Origin of the sequence: Winogradskyella sp. Asnod2-B02-A (genome assembly GCF_045063645.1) — a bacterium.
Lineage (GTDB): Bacteria > Bacteroidota > Bacteroidia > Flavobacteriales > Flavobacteriaceae > Winogradskyella.
Window position 1 is genome coordinate 335,042 of record NZ_JBEFOG010000026.1, and the last position, 20,155, is coordinate 355,196.

Below are 20,155 nucleotides of genomic sequence, written 5' to 3' on the forward strand. Positions count from 1 at the left end.
GCATCCAGTGGTATGATTATGTCAAATATCGCTGAAAAGCGCTATTACGCTAATTGTTAGTGAGTGTCCTATAATTTATATTATGTAAAATAGAATTTATAGAGACAGACTTCATTACCTTTTCAAATAACTATCTAGAAGCTTCCATAGATGCCACTAACTGCTTTCGCATTCTACTCAAATCATAATAAAAGCCTTTAACTAAATCACCATAACCATTTGCGTATAAAAATCGTAATGAAGAAATTCGAGCTTTATGGCCTTCATCATGTAATAAATAATTAATACAATCATTCTCACATCTAAAATCTGTCAATAATTTTGTGTACCATGGTTGTGTAGCTTCAAGATATTCAAGATTTGAAGCGAATTTTTTATAGATAATGTTTTCAATATCATCAATATTTTTAAAATACAATTTATAAGTCCCACTGAGATTCACTAAATGTTCTGAGGCTTCAGAATTATCTAATATTGCATTATCAATCCAATTTATGTTTTGCTTATCAAGCCCTAAATCCTTTACCTCAAATAATATGGTAGATAAAAGTCCAACATCATTAACTTTACTACGATCATAATCGCGTCCAAGTGTTTTTAAATACACCTGATTTACTGTATCGAGTTCCTTTCTAAAGGCTTCAATATCTCTAATATCCTTATCTAGTTGCGCTAGTACCTTTTGCTGTAAAGCCACATTTGTTGCTTTAATCTGGTTTTGATTGCTCCAATTATTAAGGTATAACGCAATAAGAATACCAAACACAACTAATATAATTTCACCTATGGCATAAAGCAGGTAATTCTTTAAGCGCTTCCCTTCTACCATATTAAATCTAAGTTTATTAAACAGCTTCATGACGTTAAAATACAAACTTTTTAGAACTTATTAAGCTAACCCGTTAGGCATTAAAAGAATATAGTTAAGATCAATAGCATACGAGTTAATGATTATCTGGTATTCTGTCTAACTTCGAAATAATTAAACTTTTAAAACAAATTGAACATGGAAAACACAAATATTATTTTCGAGTACCACGACGTTTCTGCAAGTGACGTTTTAGAAACTTATACTAAAGAAAAACTAAATGCAATATTCACAAAATTCGATTTTGTAATTCGTGCAGATGTTTTCTTTAAAACGGAAAACACCGCATCAGATAAAACAGGTAAAATCTGTGGTATCCGTTTAAGCGCTCCTGGTCCTCGCCTCTTTGCAGAATCATCGAGTTATAATTTTCAAGATGCTGTTTCAGAAACGGTTAGAGATTTGACGTCTCAATTAAAAAGACGTAAAGAAATGATGAAAACGCATTAATTATGGGAGTATTTAGCGACGACAACAGACAAATTACCTGCGTTTACAACAGTAAAGCTACTACTGGTAAACAGACACTAGCTTATATAACGGCTTCAGAAAAAAGTGTGCTACCTCTAGATATTTCAACGGAACAGATTACCGGAACACAATGGGCAGAATTAGCAGAACGCTTAGAGACTAATTTGTGCCACCTTATTAACTCAAAAGAAATTGCTGGAGACATTAGTAGCTTCAGTGATTCGGATTGCATTACTATATTAAGAGAAAACCCTTCGGCTTTAAAAGGAGCGATTGTTTTTACTAAGGATAAAGCTAAACTCATAACAAATCCATCTAAGGTATTAGAATTTATAGATGCAGATACGAGTGAGATTTCTAAACCTTAATTGTAAAACATTTTAATAATATCAACGCTTTGGTTGGTTAGTAGCGAGAAAGCCTGTAAACGTAATGTTTACAGGCTTTTTTTAATGCAATAATTGAAATATAATCTATGCCTTAAGAAATGTAATCTCCTTCTACATACTTATCAGCATATTGTTTTGTAAAGTGTGCACCATACAATAGTATTAAACTAGAATAAGACACCCAAAGCATAATTAATATAATTGAACCTGCTGCACCATAGGTAGAACCTGGTTCCATGGTGTTAAAATACAAGGCGAGGACATATTTACCAATTAAAAACATAACGGTAGTTAATGCAGCACCTGTACGTACAGATTTCCAAGTAATTTTGGCAGATGGTAAATATTTAAACATGGCAGCAAACAATAAGTAAATGAAGCCTACAGAGACTATAAAATCAATCACAAACAAATAATCAAAGAGATTATCTGGTAAAAAGCGGTTCAATTGCTTGCTAAACGTACTCAATAAAGACGTTAATATAAAACTAGTTAGTAATATAAAACCTAAAATAAGTATAAATCCAAAACTCTTTACACGACTCATCAAAGTAGCAACAACGTTATTTTGATAAGAAGGTTCTTGTTGCCAAATGGTATCTAAAGCAGATTGTAACTGAAAAAACACACCTGTAGAACCATATAACAACGTTCCAATACCAATAACGGTAGCAAATACAGAGGTTTGCTCATCACTACGGTTTTCTATCATAGTTCTAATAGCATCAGCAGCATCTGGTCCTATGGCCTTAGATATTTCATTGAGAATTTCCCCTTGCACAATGTCTTCTCCCCAAAAACTGCCCACCAGCTTTAGTATAATAATCACTAAAGCAGGTAGCGATAAAACGGCATAATAAGCCACAATTGCACTACGTTGAAAGGGTTCTCCATTAAACCACGATTTAGCAGCAGCTACTAATAATCGTGGTAAATGTTGAATTTTAAAGTTATGGGAACTACTCATATTTAGAATTAGTTTAAAAAATAAGGTTACTATAAATGACGATTACGCCTCTCCTCTAGCAGGATAATCTTTATGTAATATAAATTTGATGGCATTAATTACATCCTCTAATCCTGGTCTTGCAAATGGAATTGTTTGTATAGAAGCACAATACAATTCTTGATTAGGTCTAATCACAAATAATCCTGGCTCTATAAACATATCTGGTTCTTGCTTTATACCTTTAGAAATAAATAAACCCCATTCTCGTGCTGCTTCTATGGGAAACTCATAACCTAAAGGAATATCTGCAATAGCCCAATCTGAATACGTTTGCTTAGCTTTAGCTTCAGTATCACTGCTTATAGCAATCACATTAACACCCAAATCATTAAACTTTGGTAATTTGGTCTGTAATTCTTCTAAGTACTTTTTACACACCGGACAATGAAGACCTCTATAAACAATAAGTAATGTAAAGGCTTCTGGATGCTGTTTGCTTAAGGTCCATTCGGTACCATTTACTAAATTAATAGATAAATCTGGTGTTTTCTGTCTTGGTTTTATCATGTCTTTTTCGTTTTAATTATTAATATCTTTTCATCTAATGTCACAAAGCTCTAAGGTAGATTTTCATTATTATACCTATTATCTCGTATGCAAAAACTATTAATGCGAAAGCATAAGCAAAGAATTATGAAAGATTAAACAGAAAGAATTATAACCAAAAAAGCCCATCACATGGTGATGGGCTTTCATAACTGAGGTTAAGCGATATATTAGATAACTTTTACGTTTACTGCGTTTAATCCTTTTTTTCCTTCTGTAAGATCGAATTCAACGGTATCGCCTTCACGAATTTCGTCAACCAATCCAGAAATGTGAACAAAATGTTCTTTGTTTGAACCTTCTTCTGTAATAAATCCGAAGCCTTTTGCATCGTTGAAGAATTTTACTGTTCCTGTACTCATAATAATATTATATTTAATTTTTAATAATTACTTAGTAGTATTCAAATATGATGCCAAAGTTAAAAGACATGTTAATTGTCGGATTTTAAGTGAATTACAAACAAGTCGTCGATAAAAGCAGTAACTACATCACTAATATTTGAAACAAAACCGAATTGCCAATACCTTAGCCGAGGATTTCCCTCAGTCTATTAAATCTAAATATTATGGAAACAAAATTCTCTTTGTTTAACCAGATTAATAGTTTATGCTACTGGTTATTAATTTCTAGTGATTACAGAACTTCAGTAAAATTAGATGCAGAAAACGACACCTACAGCGTTTGCATTAAACATGCTGGAATTGAACTCTATGCCAACACCATTAAAGGATTTAGTAAAAGAAATGCCAACTTCTTAGAACACGAATTAGATGGTATGGTCGCTGGCTTATTACATTTAAAGCAAAATGTAGAACAGAAATCGGCTTAATTTTTCGCCTTAAATAACAATTTATATAGTAACGTCAGTTCGAGTATTTCAACTTTTTTGTTGAAATGTATCGAGAACCTCTAGTATTCAAAAGCTTCTCGATACAAAATTCTAAAAAGCGAATTTCACTCGAAGTGACGAAAAAATGTTTGTTTATAAATGTGATTTAGGTTAACGCGCTAGTTTTCTCAACGCTACCCATTGTTTTAACATTTCTCTAGAATCAACAGCAGGATAACCTAAAACTGTTTTTCCAGCTGCAACATCATTCATAACACCAGAACCTGCTCCTACAGTCGCACCAGAATGAATAGTGGTATGATCTTTTATAGACGCAGAACCGCCAATAATTACTCCATCACCTAAAGTTACCGAACCAGCAAGCCCAGAACTTCCAGCCATTATACAAGATCTTCCAAGCACACAATTATGAGCAATCTGAACTAAATTATCAATCTTACAACCGTCTCCTAATATGGTAGAACTAAATTTACCACGATCTACACAAGAATTGGCTCCTATTTCTACTCCGTTACCAATAACAACGTTTCCTATATGTGGAATCTTAACTAAGCCTCTGCCATCATCACTTGGACGATACCCAAAACCATCTGCTCCAATACTCACATTATTATGAAAAATGCAATGGCTTCCAATAACAGAACGCTCTCTAATTACAGTACCAGACCAAACTGTGGTAGAATCTCCAATAGTAGTTTCGTCTAAAATAGTAACATTAGGATAAATGGTTACATTTTCGCCCAAAACCACATCTTTACCAATGTAAGAACCAGCTCCTACTCTAGTTCCAGCGCCAACTTTAGCAGACGCATCAACTATGGCAGAAGGATGAATTTCGGTTTCAAAATGAGGTGTTGCAGGTGTAAAAGACTCTAGTAATTTGGCCATTGTTAAATCGGCATTCTTTACTTTAATCAATACACGATTTTCACCTGGTTCTAGGTCTAAATTATCATTTACAATAGCTAAACTTGCTTTAGAATCTTTCCAAAGTGCTGCAAACTTTCTGTTTCCAATAAAGGTCGCCTGATTTTCGGTTGCTTTTTGAATTTGTTCTAATCCTGTAATTTTATGTGTAGTTGTACCTACAACTTCGCCATTTACAAAGGCGTTAATGTCTTCTATAGTGAATGATATCATTGATATATAATTGTATGTTTATTAATAGACACACAAGATAATACTAATAAATGAAAATGACGAATGTCGTAGTTTGAAGAATTCTATCAATGCGAATGATTTCTCATCTCTTGACAGAACATAATAGGTATCGATAGTTATATATAATCCAAAACGTCAGTTCGAGTGATTTTGAAGCATGAAAAATCGTATCGAGAACTTCTCGTATACCTACGCTTCTCGATACAAAATTCCAGAAAAAGAAATTTCACTCGAAGTGACGTCAATAAGTACGTTAGTCGTTACAAACTAGAGATTATCATTCCTGCGAAGGCAGGAATCTACTATATAAAAATGATGACGATTCATACTTTTATTAAATCGAAATTTCTTTAAATGTAATCCCTAAAGCTTTCTGTGTATCTAGGATTTTTTGCATTTCACCTGGAATAATTAAAGCAATAGATTGTCCGGTTTTGCCAGCTCTAGCCGTTCTTCCACTTCGGTGCGTGTAATATTCTAAGTGTTCTGGTAATTGGTGATGTAATATAAAAGCCAAATTATTAACATCAATACCTCTTGCCGAAACATCTGTAGAAATCAATACCTGTAAGCTTTCATTTTTAAAAGCACGCATTACTTTATCGCGATCTCTTTGTTGCATGTCTCCTTCTAAGGCACCAACCGCAAAACCTTCTTGTTGTAATTGGTGTGTTAAAGCTTGCGTACCTGCTTTAGTTTTACAGAAAATAATACCTCTTTCATCTTGGCGTTTTTCTAAGATGCGGATAATTATATTCAACTTATCTTTGATACTTGTGTGAACAAAATGATGCGAAATGTTTTCGTTCACCAAAGCATTTTTATTTACTTCAACTCTAACAGCATCTTTAGCCATATACGTTTTAACGATGTTTTTAATTCCCTCTGGCATTGTTGCAGAAAATAACCAAGTATTACGTTTCTTAGTGTTATATGCTAAAATTTTAGTTAAGTCTTCTTTAAAACCCATGCTTAACATTTCATCTGCTTCATCTAAAACTAAGATTTTTACATTAGAAATATCTACCGCACCACGCTCTACCAAATCTAGTAAACGGCCTGGTGTTGCCACAACAATATGTGTTGTTCTGGTTAAGTTTTTAATTTGTCTGTCTATTTTTTCACCACCATACACACCTTCTGAGAAAATCTTTTGATCTATATACTTCGTGAATCTAAAGAGTTGTTTTTGTATTTGTTGCACTAATTCGCGTGTTGGTGCAATAATTAAGGCTTGAACATCAGAATTATTAGTGTCAATTGCGTGTAAAACAGGCAAGCCAAAAGCTGCAGTTTTTCCTGTTCCTGTTTGTGCTAAGCCTATTAAATCTGTTTTAGATTTTAATAAAATAGGAATTACAGTTTCTTGTATTTCTGTAGGATTTACAATATTAAGTTCTTTTAAACCTTTTATGTAATTCTTATGTATTCCTAATTGTGAAAATGTTGTCATAATATTTAATTGTGGTGCAAAGGTAATTTGTTCTTTCAATGAAATTCGTCAATTCAAGTAAATTTTATATTTGAAAATGGGTAAAATTTGTATCGAGAATAAGAATTTTTAATAAGATGTGTTCTCAATACGATTTTTCATGCGTCAAAATCAATCGAACTGAGGTTATAAATCGGAATGAGAATGTTTATCTACCAACTAATAGGACGATAATCCTTCAAGAATTTTCCAGACCAATGTTTACCTGTGTTAATACCATCAAACAATGGATCCATAACTCTTGCAGCACCATCAACTATATCTAAAGGTGGTTGAAAATCGTGTAAGTCTTGTTTTCGTTTTGCTAATTCAGCAGGATCTTCGTCAGTTACCCAACCTGTATCAACGGCATTCATATAAATACCTTCTTTGGCTAAACTACCAGCTGCAGTATGCGTTAACATATTTAAAGCGGCTTTTGCCATGTTGGTATGTGGATGACGATCTTCTTTAAAGAATGAATGAAACTTCCCTTCCATTGCTGAAACATTGATAATGTGCTTCTTACCTGTGTTTTCCTTCTTCATTACTTCAGATAAGCGATTACACAATACAAATGGTGCTACAGAATTTACAAGTTGCACTTCAATCATTTCTGTGGTTTCAATCTCACCTAATTTTAATCTCCAACTGTTGGTTTTACGTAAATCAACTTGTTGTAAATCGGCATCTAATTCTCCTTCTGGAAAAACCTCTTGAGACACTAAAGTATTATCAAAACTATAAGGAATCTGAGATAATTTAGCCGATGCTCTTAAACCAATACCAGGCTCTGGACCATGCCATGTTACTGGCATGTTTTTACTTGGTGATGCTCCCGAAGTTAATTCTTTTAACTCCATTAAACATTCGGTATGATCGTTTAATAAATCGCGTGCAAATTTAGGCAACTCTTCTATTGGTCGTTCTTCATTTGGCATTAAATGACTGTAAAAACCAGCTGGTCGTCTTACAGTCTGCGCAGCATTATTGATAAGAATATCTAGCTTTTCGTAACGTTGTTCTATAAAATTACAGAAGATTTCTACACTAGGAATGTGTCTTAAATCAAGTCCATGAATTTTTAAGCGATGTCCCCATTCTGTAAAGTCTTCTTCTTGTGAAAAACGTAATGCAGAATCTACAGGAAAACGCGTCGTAGCAACAACCGTTGCTCCTCCACGTAATAACATTAAAGTAATATGATAACCAATTTTTAATCGCGAACCTGTAATCACAGCCACCTGACCTTTAACATCTGCGGTTTGAAAACGTTTGGCATAGTTAAAATCGCCACATTCTTCGCACATGGTATCATAAAAATGATGCAATTTGGTGAATAATGTTTTACAAACGTAGCAGTTTCGAGGAGATTCTAGCTCTAATTGTTCTTTAGCTTTTAAATCGGCTTCAGGTAACAATTTTGGTGCAACAAAAATATGTGCTTCTCTTGCACTTCTAATACCTGTTTCTTTACGAGCATTTTTATCTCTAGCGGCTTGCTTTCGCTTCGCAGCTTTTTTAGCATCTTTTTTTCTTCTAGAAAATTCTTCTCTACTAGGACGCGATAATTGTCCTGAGACTTTAATTAAAGCTGTTCGTTGTGCTTTTGGAATTTCGAAAATTTGATCTGTATCAGTAACTAATCGTTCTAAAATAGAAATACACTTTTCAATCTCATTGATTGAGATTTCTTCTATATTATCTGGTTTATCGTTACTCATAACTATAATTTAGGACTACTTTCTAAGTTATTTTATGCTTCTTGAAGTTCTTTCTTAGACTTTCTGTAGGTATACGAATTAAAGATGCTACGTCTTGCAAATCGCATTTGTTTATCTGAATTTAAAAATTTGATAAAGACACCTTTAGGAACTCCGAAATACTCATAAGTAGCACCATCTTGAAATGTAATTTCTAAAAGCAATCCTTTATGTTGAAAATCTAAAATTGTAGAATTAGTTATGGTTGCTGTATATTCTTCTAAGTTTGCAGCCTTTGTTTCTGGTGCAATACTCACTAAAAAATGGTAACCATCAATGATTTCAACACTTTTTAATTCCGCCTCTTCTTGTCCAGCATCTCCATCTTGAAATTTGTCTGGATGCCATTCTTTTACTAAGTTTCTATAAGTCTTTTTTAAAGTCTTTAAATCTATTGAATCTTCTATAGAAAATAACTTTTTGTACTGGTTGATGCGTTTCATTACTAGTGTTTTATTTTGAGGCGCGAAATTACGCTATTTTATAAGATGAAGGTGTAATTATTTTATTATAATAATTCTGTTAGTTAAAACCTTAATCTTCTGGCGGAAACCCATGAATTTCCTCAAATTTTTCATCAAAGTTAGTTCTTAAGTATGAGTTTAGTTTTTTCTGATAATCATCTTTTAACCATTTTAGAAAGTTATAAGTACTTCGGCTAATGCATTTTGCATAGGTTTCAATACGTTGATTAATATCGTCTTTTAACAGTTTAGCCAATGCAAGTGCATCATAAACATCCTCACTGTTTTCAATACAAATTTTAGCATGCTGTTCAATAGAGCGTTCTAAGACTACTTTTGAAGATTCACCACTATCTACAGCATCTTTGTAGGTTTGTTTGATATCAAAATAGGTTTCTTCAGATTTAGAGAATTCTTCTTTAATTTCATCAGATAAATCATGCTTAAAGGTAGATTCAATAACTTCATCATCCTTAATACGATCTGCATACCAATTTGGAGATTTAAATATTAATTGCCAATCTAAATCTGCTCCCCAAGGTCCAAATCTATAAAGGTTGTTACCTAAATCTATGGTTGTAAATTTCGATTTATTATTCAATATACGAGAACCACGACCAATCATTTGGTAATATAAGGTTAACGATTTAGTTGCTCTGTTTAATATAATAGTATCAATGGTTGGTTCATCAAAACCAGTAGTTAAGATACTTACCGATGTTAATATAGCATCTGGAGTTTCATGAAACCACTGTAAAATTTGCTTACGTTGCTTCTTCGTTGCGGTATTATCCAAGTGCATAATAGGAAGATCTGCTTCCTTAAAAGCATAATATACGCTTATTGAGGTATTAATACCATTGTTAAATATTAAGGCCTTCTTCCCTAGCGAATGTTTTTTATAGGCATCAACTAATTTTTGAAGCATCGCAGGACTAGAGTATAAATCTTCTGATGATTTCACCGTATAGTCTCCATTAGAACCAACTTCTAAAGACGTTAATCCCATATCGTAAGCATAAGTTTCTGCTCTTGCCAAAAACTCATTTTCTATAAGATTCTCAATAGTTTCTCCAGTAATAAGTTCATCGTAATTATCCTTCATTGGCAACTCTTTATTAGAACTTAAAGGGGTTGCTGTTACTCCTAGAATAAAAGATTTTTCAAAAAACTTAAAGAGTTTGGTAAATGAGTTGTAATGCGCCTCATCAATAATTACTAAACCAACATCAGAGATATCTAACATGTCGTCATTTAGTCTATTATTTAAGGTTTCTACCATGGCTACAAAGCAAGAATAGTCTGCTTGATCGTCTAAATTAGCCTTACTATTTACCACTTTATTTGTCACACCAAAACCATCTAACATTTTAGATGTTTGGTTACAAAGTTCCACTCTGTGCGTCATTATTAACACCTTCTTTTTGTGATTTTTAAGGTATTGGCGCACCATTTCAGAGAAAATTACCGTTTTTCCACCACCAGTTGGTAACTGATATAATAAGTGATAATCTTCGCGTTCAGAATCGAACTTTTCAAAAATCTGGCTTATTGCTCCTTGTTGGTAGTCATATAATTCTTTATCGGTTTTTTTTTCTTTAAGAGCTTGATTTGTTTGAGACATAAATTTTGTTTCGGATTAAATTTTGAAGTTGCAAATTTACAACACTTTGGCCCACAAAAAAAGCATCAATTGAATTGATGCTTTTTCAACCTAACCAAAACGATAAACTTAATGCTTACCTTTTTTCTTTTTCATACTATTTTAAATTGTTATAGCACAAAAATAATTGAACTTACATAAGTCTTTTAGCTCATATATAAGTAATTATAACTCATACAGAAATGAGATAGTTTAATACCTTTTGTCAATCTTAAATTCCCATTTTATGATTAAACAATAATTATTATATATTTACGTTTCAAAAGCTTATTAGATTATTTTTTCCCTCTATGAAAAACTTTTTTTTATGTATTGCTATTGTTTGCAGTACCATATTAACCTTCGCACAAGAAGATTCCCTTACTAGTTCTATAAAAATTGACTTGCCAACGGCAAAATTTAATAAAGGTATTTTAGTTGAAGCTATTGAAATTCCTTTAGTATCTATCTCTACAATTGTTCCTGTAGTTGATATAAAAGCAGATCATTGGGATACTACTGTTTATAATCCATACCGTAATACGTTTCAACAATTTCCTTTAGAATTATCGTTTACAGATAGCACTTATGCATCTCCTGTGCCACATATAAAAGTGGTAACGTCTCGCTATGGTTGGAGAAGAGGACGACCTCACAAAGGGATAGATATCGATTTAGTAACTGGTGATTCTGTCGCTTCTGTTTTAGAAGGTGTTGTGCGCTACGCAAAATACACTAATGGTTTTGGAAATGTAGTTGTAGTAAGACATTACAATGGTTTAGAATCTACGTATGCTCATTTATCTCATATTGGCGTTAAAGCTAATGATAGCATTAAAAAGGGAGAATATTTAGGAAAAGGTGGAAATACAGGAAATTCAAGAGGAAGTCATTTACATTTAGAATTGACTTATAAAGGTGAACCTATACATCCTGAATACTTGTTTGATTTTTCTCCTAAAAATGAGATTAGAGAAAAACGAGTTTGGGTGACCCAAAAATGGACGCATGCTAGGTTTCATAATTCTAAGTTAGCGAGTAAAGTACAAGTCATAAAATCTGCTGATGAAGCTGCTTTATTAAGTTTAACCAGGCAACCTAGATTTTACGTGGTAAAAAAAGGAGATACGCTTTATGGTATTTCTAGACGTAATAATATGTCTGTAGCTGCATTATGTAATACCAATGCGATTAAACAAAACTCTCCTTTAAAAATTGGTCAAAAGTTAGTTTTAGAACTTTAAAACGAAGTTAGAATTTATAAAATTCAGTACTTTGCACCTTCTAAATAAATGAATCTAATTTGAAAGTCTGTATTGCCGAAAAACCAAGTGTTGCTAGAGAAATTGCGTCTGTATTAGGTGCTACCACCAAACGAGATGGTTACTACGAAGGCAATGGTTATGCCGTTACGTATACTTTTGGACATCTTTGTACCTTATTTGAACCTGTTGATTATAAACCTTATTGGAAAAGTTGGGATTTAAACAACTTGCCCATGTTACCTGAAAAGTTTGAGGTTAAGGTGTCTAATAATGATGGGATTAGAAAGCAGTTTAACATTGTAAAAAGTTTATTTGATAAAGCAGATGTAGTGATTAACTGTGGTGATGCTGGCCAAGAGGGAGAATTAATTCAACGTTGGGTTATAAACAAAGCCAACTATAAAGGTGAAGTGCAACGATTATGGATATCATCTTTAACCACTGAAGCTATAAAAGAAGGATTTAAAAACCTAAAACCTTCAAAAAATTACGATAACCTTTATTATGCTGGTTTTTCGCGTTCCATTGGTGATTGGCTTTTGGGTATAAATGCAACACGACTTTATACCGTAAAGCATGGTGGATATAAACAGGTATTATCTGTTGGACGCGTTCAAACTCCTACCCTTGCAATGCTTGTGAATCGTTTTAAGGAAATTGAAAATTTTGTACCACAACCTTATTGGGAATTACAAACACTTTATAGAGATACTCTTTTTAGTTATGAAGAAGGCCGTTTTCTTAAAATGGAAGATGGAGAAATACTCGCTAATAAAGTAAAAGAGCATGAGTTTGAAATTGTATCTACAACTAAAAAGAAAGGAACAGAATACGCACCAAAGTTATTTGACCTAACAGGATTACAAGTATATTGTAACACTAAGTTTGGTTTTTCAGCAGATGATACACTTAAAATTGCTCAGAAATTATACGAGAAAAAGGCGGTTACTTACCCAAGAGTTGATACCACATTTTTACCAAATGATGTGTATCCTAAAGTAAAAGGTATTTTATCTAAACTAACTGATTATTCGAGTCTTACAGCTACAATTTTAAACAAAAAGATAAAGAAGTCTACTCGTGTTTTTAATGATAAAAAAGTAACAGATCACCATGCCATTATTCCAACCGGAATGCAAACGCATTTACAATACAATGAGCAGCAAGTTTACGATATTATTGTAAAACGTTTTATTGCTGTTTTTTATGACGATTGTAAAGTGTCTAACACCACAGTAATAGGAAAAGCTGCAGATGTAAATTTTAAAACGACTGGGAAAGAAATTTTATCTAAAGGTTGGCGTGTTGTTTTTGAATCGGAAAAATCGAATAAAAAAGAAGATGCCTTACTACCTACTTTCGTAAAAGGAGAAAAAGGACCACATGAACCTTCGTTTTTAGAAAAACAAACTAAGCCTCCAAATCAGTTTACAGAAGCCACGCTTTTACGTGCTATGGAAACTGCAGGTAAGCAAGTTGAAGACGATGAGTTAAGAGATTTAATGAAAGAGAATGGTATTGGACGTCCGTCTACACGTGCCAATATTATTGAAACATTATTTAGACGTAAATACATAAAGCGAAATAAAAAGCAGATTCTACCAACGATTACAGGCATTCAACTTATTGACACCATCCAAAATGAACTTTTAAAATCTGCAGAACTTACAGGCTCTTGGGAAAAACAATTAAAGGATATTGAAAAAGGAGACTATACTGCAAGCGCTTTTATTAGAGGTATGAAGCGCATGGTTGATGCTTTAGTTTACGAGGTACGAAGTGAAAAAGTAGAAAACCGAATTTCTGCAGTGAATAATAAACCTGCCGGAAAACCAAAATCTAAAACAAAGACAAAATCAAAAGCGGAAAATCTTATTGGAAGTTCTTGTCCTAAATGTAAATCTGGTTCACTTTTAAAGGGGAAATCGGCTTATGGCTGTAACCTTTATGGTAAATCTTGTGATTTTACCTTGCCTTTTAGTTTTGGAGAAAAGAAAATTTCAGAAAAGCAATTCATTAGATTACTAAGTAAAGGCTCAACCGTAAATTTAAAAGGTTTTAAAATTGAAGGAATATCCCAAGAAGGTTTATTACGCTTTGATGATGCTTATAAATTGAAATTTGAACCAAAACAAACTGTTAAAAAAGAAGCTATTAAAGCTGGTGACGCTTGCCCTAAATGCAAAACAGGTAAAATACTAAAAGGAAAAGCTGCTTTTGGTTGCAGTAATTATAAGAGTGGATGTGATTTTAGGGTTGCGTTTTAAGCGTCTTTAATTTGGTTTTCTTGGGTTTAAGACGCGCTCAATTTCTTCTATTAATTCACAAGATTTATCATTTATCACAGCTATAGTATTTGTATGCTTTTTCCTGAATGTATAATTAATATCGGAAGTACATAAATCTAAATTCGAATAAACTAAAGTTTTTGACTTTAATATAAATTGATTAAGACTCTCTTTAATGCTGGTATTTTCAATATAAACCCAATCTTTATTAGTCATTAAAGTAGATCCTAAAACATTTTTTTTTCTTAAACTAATCTCATCAATATCCTTAAATAAAAACTCCACTAAAGTTTCGGAAGCACCAAAACACCCATTATGTCGATATAATAATTGCAATGTATCATTTTTTTTAAGGCTTATATTTTTTAACTCCTTAAGACTTATATTGTTGTAAAATTCATTTAATTTTTGTGGAAAGTCTAATTCAATACTCTTATTAAATTCTAGCTTATCTACTATAGTATCTCTCAATTGAGAAATATATTCTATTTGATATTCACCAAAAGATAAATTATCATAAAGAAGACTTCTTTTTTCGTCTTCATCTGAAAAAAACAACTTAAAGTCAATAAACTGATTAGCTTTTTTAAGCACTATATACTGCCATAACCCTGAATCAGGGAGTTTAACATGAATAAAATTTCCTTTAGGTGAGTATTGAATAGATGAAGAACTTCCTTCTAGGATAGCTAATCCTTTTATTTTTAAAGCTGGTTCTATTAAATTGTTTTCCGCCTTTTTACATGATTGTAACATTAAAAGAAAACACAAACTTATCATTAAAATAGTTCTTACAATTTTCATTTTTTTTACGTTTTCATATTGTTACCGATATAAAAAGAAACCATGTTTTTATTCTTTTATTGTTACTATCGGCACATAAAAATCTTCTTCAGAATCTGAACTGCCATTTTTATAGGTCGCTCCCATTATCTGAAAATGTGGTCTATCGTCAATTTCATAACCAGAAGTTGGTAACCATTCGGTCATAATTTGTTGATAGGTTTTAGAAGCATCCATGCCTTTGTGGACAAAAACTGCATATTTACCACTAGGAATAGTGAAACTTTTCATGTCTAAAGGTATGTCAGTGAAATCATTAACTTCTGCACAGGCCCAAATTTCAAATTCTTCTTTAGGCTTACCATTTTGTGATAGACTAAAAATTTGCATTGCTATTAACTCATTAGAAACCAAATGTTTTAATTCTTGCTTTCTTGGCATAAAGAGTTTCCAAAGCATCGGAATTTTATGTTGTTCATTTAGTTTTATATGAGTGGATAAGCCTATTACTTTTAGTATAGGATATTCTTTTATTTTAGGAGTCATGAAAGTGATATAAATGAGAGTTAAATATATAAAAAAAGCACAAGTGTTTAAACTTGTGCTCCAAAGAATTAGTATTAACACCAACCAAAATTTATAAACTAATTCTTTACCCTAACAAATATATTTTTACATAGTTGGTAACACTACAGTATCTACAACATGAATAACACCATTTGACTGATTTACATCTGCAATTGTCACTGTTGATTTATTACCTGCATTATCTATTAATACCAAAGCTTTACCATCCATCATAGCCGTAATCATTGATCCGTTTACTGTTTTAAACGATGCTTTTCCTCCTCCTTTTTTTATGGCTTTCATAATATCTTTGCCACTATACTTACCTGCAAGCACATGATAGGTTAAGACCGCCTGAAGTTTTTCTTTATTTTCTTGCTTTAATAATGTAGCAACAGTACCATTTGGCAGCTTATCAAAGGCTGCGTTATTTGGAGCAAATACTGTAAAAGGACCATCACCTTGTAAAGTTTCTACTAACTCTGCTGCTTTTACTGCAGCAACTAAAGTTGTATGGTCTTTAGAGTTTACAGCATTACTAACAATGTCTTTGGACGGATACATCTCAGCTCCTCCAACTATTTTAGTATCTTTTTTCATTTTGGACTGTGCAATAGTTGTGGTTACGAACAATAATGCTACAGTTAATAATAATGTTGAAATAAATGTTTTCGTTTTCATCTTTTAAGTTTTAAATTAATTGTTTCTCTACCTACGAAGATTTTGATAGGTCGGTTTTTAAAACTTAAAAATTTATATAATAATGAGACTTTAAGACAAAAAAAACCACCATAATTATTAATTATGATGGTTTATAAAAATTTATGAGTAAATACTATTTAACGAGTTTCACTCTAACAGCATTCATTCCACGTTGTCCTTTCTCTAATTCGAAAGTAACTTTATCGTTTTCTGTAATTTCGTCAATAATACCACTGACGTGTGTAAAATGTTTCTCATTAGTTTCAGTATCTATAATAAAACCGAAACCTTTAGAGCTATCGTAGAATGATACTTTTCCATTTCTAATTGGATCAAAAGGATCTTCATCTGATTCTTCTTTTGTAGGTACACCTAGAACAATGTTCTCTGCTTTTACCTTCACCTTCATTGTTGGATCTGGAGGAGTATCTGTTAAATTGCCATTATGATCTACATAAGCAATAGGAATTCCTTCTGAGCCATTTTCATCTTTATTGAGTTTACGCGCTTCCATTTTCTTGCGCTTGTCTTCTCGTTTTTTTAATCGTTTTTTTTCTTTTTCACTTTTACTAAAAGTTTGTTGTGATTTAGCCATTCGTAGTTTTAAAAATTAATATGTGTGAGTGCTTTTGAAAATATTTATAATGCAAACAAGTTAATCAACTTAACAATGAATAGTATTAAAATCTATTACAATAACTTTAAGGATAATGTTATTTGTGTAGTATATCTTCAATAAACTAGTGACAAAGATACAATTTCTATACCATATAATAAATTTTATAGCTTATAAACAACACCTAAAAGTACTCTAGGCATAAGACTTGGCTGTTTTATAGCCTTATTTGCATCGCTAAATGTAAATTGAGTATCATTATTTTCGTTATTATTTCTAGGATTTACATTGTCATTATCAGGACTATAAGAAGTATCGTGACCTTTTAAAGTATTATTAAAAAAGTAATCTAAGCCTACTGCAGCAACTAAATTAAATTGTTCTGAAATTTTAAATTGTGCTTCTGCTCCAATACCTAGCCCAAATTGCTTTGAGGTGACATCAAAGTCTTCATTTCCACCGATGTAATTAAAATTAGCAGTAAAACTAGAATAACGCGGTCCAAATACAAGATAGGACTCTTCTAGATTTAATAAATCGGTTTTCCACATAAAATCTAAGCGATAGTCAAATGCTTTTCCTTTTTCTTCTGGTACTCCATTTGTTGCATTATTAATAAATATACGTCTTGCGTCAGCAGAATTTCCTGGGTCTAAATTTGTATATCCTATTCCAAATCTGAAGTGTAACGGTAAGGTTTCAACGGGATGTAAAGCTGTAAAATTAACATTGAATGCCAATCCTCTATTTAGGCCTGTTGAAAATCCGACAGCGAATTTAGCATCTTGATTTGATGTGTTTTGAGAATAAGAAAAATGTGAAATACTCACAATAGCTGCAAGTAGCGCAGATTTAAGTAGGTTCATAAAAATATAATTTAGGTTAGATTTGGTTTGTTATTGCTAATAAAATAACAATGAACATTTTATGTACGTTACAAACCTAAATTAAGATGTTTTTATGACATGCTTTTTAGTTTTCCAGTCCAAGAAATTTTTTCATTACCTGCAGAAGAAACTGTTAAAAAAGCATTTCCATTAGGCTTAATTTCTATATTTATAGTTACTGTTGCACTTTCTGTTTTTACGTTAAAAGAAATATTAACTTCTTGTTTTTGGTCATCAAATGAAGCCATGTAATCTTCAATTTTACCAGTAACATTAATTGTCTTTTTATCTGAACGTACAGAAATAACTTTCCCAGAAACTTCAGACTTGTCAATTGTTAATGTCTTTATTTCACCATTCAGCACTTCCCTAGTTTCATTATTATAAACCATTTCACCAACGTATAAAAACTGTTGTGTGTTCACTAATGTTTTGGTATTATGATACGTAGATGCAAAGACTTCCTTCTGTGCTTGCTTGGATTGTGCAGCTACAATAGTAGTTGCAGACAGACTAAAAAGTAAAGCTATTAAAACTAATTTTTTCATAATATTTTATATCTAAGAATAATTGTACTAAACCATCTTATCAATGGTATATAATTTTTAATATATGATTTGAAACCGTAAGGTCAAAATTATATGTATCGCAATTTACATCTAAAAACTGAAACATTCAATCTTGAATTAAATTCAGACAAAATTCTTTTTCTTCCTTGTTTAATTACTTTACCAGAATCGTTTTCTATTCTTAATAAAATAAGTTCTCTTAAATGTTTAAGTTTATACCATTTAAAGAATCTTAAAAGCTGTTAAAATCTGCTTTTATTCTTCAATTCTATAGTACTTTCGCAGAAAATATTTAGCATGTCAAAATTAGTGCCTGTTTTTAGGATTATAGCGTTGTTAGAAGGTGTTTCTTATATCTTATTATTATTTATTGCAACACCAATTAAATACTTTTATGAAGATCCTCAATATGTAAAATTATTAGGAATGCCACATGGTCTTTTATTTATGGCTTATGTTGTTATTGCCGTATTAATAAGTGCTTATATGAAATGGTCTACACGTACACTTTGGATTGTACTTATTGCCTCTATTCTTCCTTTTGGTACATTTTACATTGATAAAAAATACTTAAATAATCACAGTCGTGCTTAACATTAAACACATTTTATTCGATTTTTTTATAGAAAAAGGATTATCAGAAGAAACTGCTAGTTTTTTAAACATGATAGGCCTATTGTTAGGTGTTATTATTGTGGTGTTTGCTATAGATTATGTGACTAAACGATTTTTATGGAGGTTCTCTTCTGCAGTCGCAAAACGCACCAAAACCAATTTCGATAATATTTTAATAGATAACAGGCTGCCTAGAAATGTGGCACATATTGTTCCGCTTATTATATTAATTGAGTTTGTACCACAAATTTTCACCGATTTTGAATTTGTAGAATCCATTACCGCAAAAACGCTAAAGGTTATTGGCATAGTACTAACCATTAGTATTATACGTAGTATTTTAAAATCGATAAAAGATTATCTTAAAACAATTACGCATTATAAAGATAAACCTATAGACAGCTACATACAGGTGTTTATGATTTTTGCTTGGTTAATAGGTATATTTTCGGCAATAGCTATATTAACAGGTATATCATTCTTTAAATTTGCAACGACTTTAGGTGCTGCTTCTGCAATTATTATTTTAATTTTTAAAGATACAATTCTTGGTTTTGTAGCTAGTATTCAGGTTTCTATTAATGACATGGTGCGTATTGGAGATTGGATTACGTTTGAAAAATATGGTGCTGATGGTGATGTTATAGAAATAAATTTAGCAACCGTTAAAGTTCAAAATTGGGATAAGACCATAACCACCATTCCTACTTATGCTTTAATTTCAGATTCGTTTAAAAACTGGAGAGGTATGCAATCTTCTGGTGGTAGACGAATTAAGCGTTCCGTTATTATAAAAGTGTCTACTATTAAATTTTTAGAAGCTGAAGACATTGAAAAGTTGAAAAAAATTCAATTGGTTTCTAAATATATTGAACATAAATCAAAGGAGATAAAAAAGTATAATGAAGCTCATGGTGCTGATAAATCAGTTCTTATTAATGGTGTAAATCTTACCAATTTTGGTGTTTTTAGAAAATATCTACAGACTTATATTGAGAATCATTCGGCAATAAATAAAGATATGACCTTAATGGTGCGTCAATTAGAACCTACTTCTCAAGGTATTCCAATGGAAATTTATGCATTTAGTAAAGATCAGAAATGGGAAAACTATGAGTTCATTATAGGAGATATTTTTGACCACGTATTAGCTGCCGTAAAATATTTTGATTTAGAAATTTACGAATTAGCTTTAGGTAAGTCTTAATAAACTCACCTAAAGCTAA

Annotated in this window: 22 protein-coding genes; 7 read left to right on the forward strand and 15 right to left on the reverse strand. The window is 31.9% G+C overall.

The annotated features are described in order from the left end of the window. Positions 1-130 precede the first annotated feature (130 nt). Positions 131-859 carry a hypothetical protein gene (locus tag ACJJVO_RS04965; protein WP_405571189.1) on the reverse strand — a complete coding sequence of 243 codons (729 nt, stop codon included), beginning with the start codon at positions 857-859 and terminating at the stop codon, positions 131-133. Between the two features lie 147 nt (positions 860-1,006). Between ACJJVO_RS04965 and ACJJVO_RS04970 the strand changes: the two genes are divergently transcribed. Further along, the gene (locus ACJJVO_RS04970) at positions 1,007-1,318 is read left to right on the forward strand and encodes an HPF/RaiA family ribosome-associated protein (RefSeq protein WP_405571192.1); all 312 of its coding nucleotides are present in this window, start codon (positions 1,007-1,009) and stop codon (positions 1,316-1,318) included. Between the two features lie 2 nt (positions 1,319-1,320). Further along, complete coding sequence (locus ACJJVO_RS04975; protein ID WP_405571194.1) at positions 1,321-1,707, forward strand: hypothetical protein; 387 nt, start codon at positions 1,321-1,323, stop codon at positions 1,705-1,707. Positions 1,708-1,819: 112 nt separating this feature from the next. Here the strand turns inward: ACJJVO_RS04975 and ACJJVO_RS04980 are convergent, their stop codons facing one another. The 3 genes from ACJJVO_RS04980 to ACJJVO_RS04990 form a co-directional block, all read right to left on the reverse strand. Continuing rightward, on the reverse strand, positions 1,820-2,695 hold the full coding sequence (locus ACJJVO_RS04980; protein ID WP_405571196.1) for a YihY/virulence factor BrkB family protein: 876 nt from the start codon (positions 2,693-2,695) through the stop codon (positions 1,820-1,822). 42 nt (positions 2,696-2,737) lie between these two features. Continuing rightward, positions 2,738-3,244, reverse strand: a complete 507-nt coding sequence (locus ACJJVO_RS04985; protein ID WP_405571197.1) for a peroxiredoxin-like family protein — start codon at positions 3,242-3,244, stop codon at positions 2,738-2,740. 209 nt (positions 3,245-3,453) lie between these two features. Continuing rightward, positions 3,454-3,645 (reverse strand): cold-shock protein, encoded by a 192-nt coding sequence (locus ACJJVO_RS04990; protein WP_115816600.1) that lies wholly within the window; start codon positions 3,643-3,645, stop codon positions 3,454-3,456. Between the two features lie 206 nt (positions 3,646-3,851). Here ACJJVO_RS04990 and ACJJVO_RS04995 point away from each other — a divergent pair, with 206 nt between their 5' ends. Further along, positions 3,852-4,115 carry a hypothetical protein gene (locus ACJJVO_RS04995; RefSeq protein ID WP_115816601.1) on the forward strand — a complete coding sequence of 88 codons (264 nt, stop codon included), beginning with the start codon at positions 3,852-3,854 and terminating at the stop codon, positions 4,113-4,115. 171 nt (positions 4,116-4,286) lie between these two features. On the opposite strand, the gene lpxD is transcribed toward ACJJVO_RS04995, so the two are convergent. From lpxD to ACJJVO_RS05020, 5 genes are all read right to left on the reverse strand, one after another. Continuing rightward, entirely contained in the window at positions 4,287-5,276 is a 990-nt protein-coding gene (gene lpxD, locus ACJJVO_RS05000) for a UDP-3-O-(3-hydroxymyristoyl)glucosamine N-acyltransferase (protein WP_405571200.1), read from the reverse strand. Between the two features lie 355 nt (positions 5,277-5,631). Beyond that, the gene (locus ACJJVO_RS05005; protein ID WP_405571203.1) at positions 5,632-6,750 is read right to left on the reverse strand and encodes a DEAD/DEAH box helicase; all 1,119 of its coding nucleotides are present in this window, start codon (positions 6,748-6,750) and stop codon (positions 5,632-5,634) included. Positions 6,751-6,941: 191 nt separating this feature from the next. Then, positions 6,942-8,492 carry an SDR family NAD(P)-dependent oxidoreductase gene (locus ACJJVO_RS05010; RefSeq protein WP_405571206.1) on the reverse strand — a complete coding sequence of 517 codons (1,551 nt, stop codon included), beginning with the start codon at positions 8,490-8,492 and terminating at the stop codon, positions 6,942-6,944. A 32-nt stretch (positions 8,493-8,524) separates the two neighbouring features. Next, on the reverse strand, positions 8,525-8,974 hold the full coding sequence (locus ACJJVO_RS05015) for a KTSC domain-containing protein (protein ID WP_405571208.1): 450 nt from the start codon (positions 8,972-8,974) through the stop codon (positions 8,525-8,527). A 91-nt stretch (positions 8,975-9,065) separates the two neighbouring features. Next, complete coding sequence (locus ACJJVO_RS05020; protein ID WP_405571210.1) at positions 9,066-10,619, reverse strand: DEAD/DEAH box helicase; 1,554 nt, start codon at positions 10,617-10,619, stop codon at positions 9,066-9,068. Between the two features lie 329 nt (positions 10,620-10,948). Here ACJJVO_RS05020 and ACJJVO_RS05025 point away from each other — a divergent pair, with 329 nt between their 5' ends. Further along, positions 10,949-11,881, forward strand: coding sequence for a peptidoglycan DD-metalloendopeptidase family protein (locus ACJJVO_RS05025; protein WP_405571213.1), 933 nt, complete (start codon positions 10,949-10,951; stop codon positions 11,879-11,881). A 59-nt stretch (positions 11,882-11,940) separates the two neighbouring features. Continuing rightward, complete coding sequence (locus ACJJVO_RS05030) at positions 11,941-14,169, forward strand: DNA topoisomerase 3 (RefSeq protein ID WP_405571216.1); 2,229 nt, start codon at positions 11,941-11,943, stop codon at positions 14,167-14,169. 6 nt (positions 14,170-14,175) lie between these two features. Here the strand turns inward: ACJJVO_RS05030 and ACJJVO_RS05035 are convergent, their stop codons facing one another. The 6 genes from ACJJVO_RS05035 to ACJJVO_RS05060 all read right to left on the reverse strand — a co-directional run bounded on the left by ACJJVO_RS05035 (position 14,176) and on the right by ACJJVO_RS05060 (position 18,293). Continuing rightward, the gene (locus ACJJVO_RS05035; protein ID WP_405571217.1) at positions 14,176-14,994 is read right to left on the reverse strand and encodes a hypothetical protein; all 819 of its coding nucleotides are present in this window, start codon (positions 14,992-14,994) and stop codon (positions 14,176-14,178) included. Between the two features lie 48 nt (positions 14,995-15,042). Then, entirely contained in the window at positions 15,043-15,519 is a 477-nt protein-coding gene (locus ACJJVO_RS05040; RefSeq protein ID WP_405571219.1) for a GyrI-like domain-containing protein, read from the reverse strand. A gap of 126 nt (positions 15,520-15,645) precedes the next feature. Then, positions 15,646-16,221, reverse strand: a complete 576-nt coding sequence (locus ACJJVO_RS05045; RefSeq protein ID WP_405571222.1) for a fasciclin domain-containing protein — start codon at positions 16,219-16,221, stop codon at positions 15,646-15,648. Between the two features lie 154 nt (positions 16,222-16,375). Next, on the reverse strand, positions 16,376-16,837 hold the full coding sequence (locus tag ACJJVO_RS05050) for a cold-shock protein (RefSeq protein ID WP_405571225.1): 462 nt from the start codon (positions 16,835-16,837) through the stop codon (positions 16,376-16,378). Positions 16,838-17,022: 185 nt separating this feature from the next. Continuing rightward, entirely contained in the window at positions 17,023-17,724 is a 702-nt protein-coding gene (locus ACJJVO_RS05055) for a hypothetical protein (RefSeq protein WP_405571227.1), read from the reverse strand. 92 nt (positions 17,725-17,816) lie between these two features. Further along, positions 17,817-18,293, reverse strand: a complete 477-nt coding sequence (locus ACJJVO_RS05060; protein ID WP_405571229.1) for a DUF4251 domain-containing protein — start codon at positions 18,291-18,293, stop codon at positions 17,817-17,819. 318 nt (positions 18,294-18,611) lie between these two features. Here ACJJVO_RS05060 and ACJJVO_RS05065 point away from each other — a divergent pair, with 318 nt between their 5' ends. Both ACJJVO_RS05065 and ACJJVO_RS05070 read left to right on the forward strand, forming a co-directional pair. Beyond that, a complete protein-coding gene (locus ACJJVO_RS05065) occupies positions 18,612-18,908 on the forward strand; it encodes a DUF3817 domain-containing protein (RefSeq protein ID WP_405571231.1) in 297 nt (98 codons plus the stop codon). Further along, positions 18,901-20,136 carry a mechanosensitive ion channel family protein gene (locus tag ACJJVO_RS05070; protein WP_405571232.1) on the forward strand — a complete coding sequence of 412 codons (1,236 nt, stop codon included), beginning with the start codon at positions 18,901-18,903 and terminating at the stop codon, positions 20,134-20,136. Before ACJJVO_RS05065 ends, ACJJVO_RS05070 begins: the two co-directional genes overlap by 8 nt. The last annotated feature ends 19 nt before the right edge of the window (positions 20,137-20,155 follow it).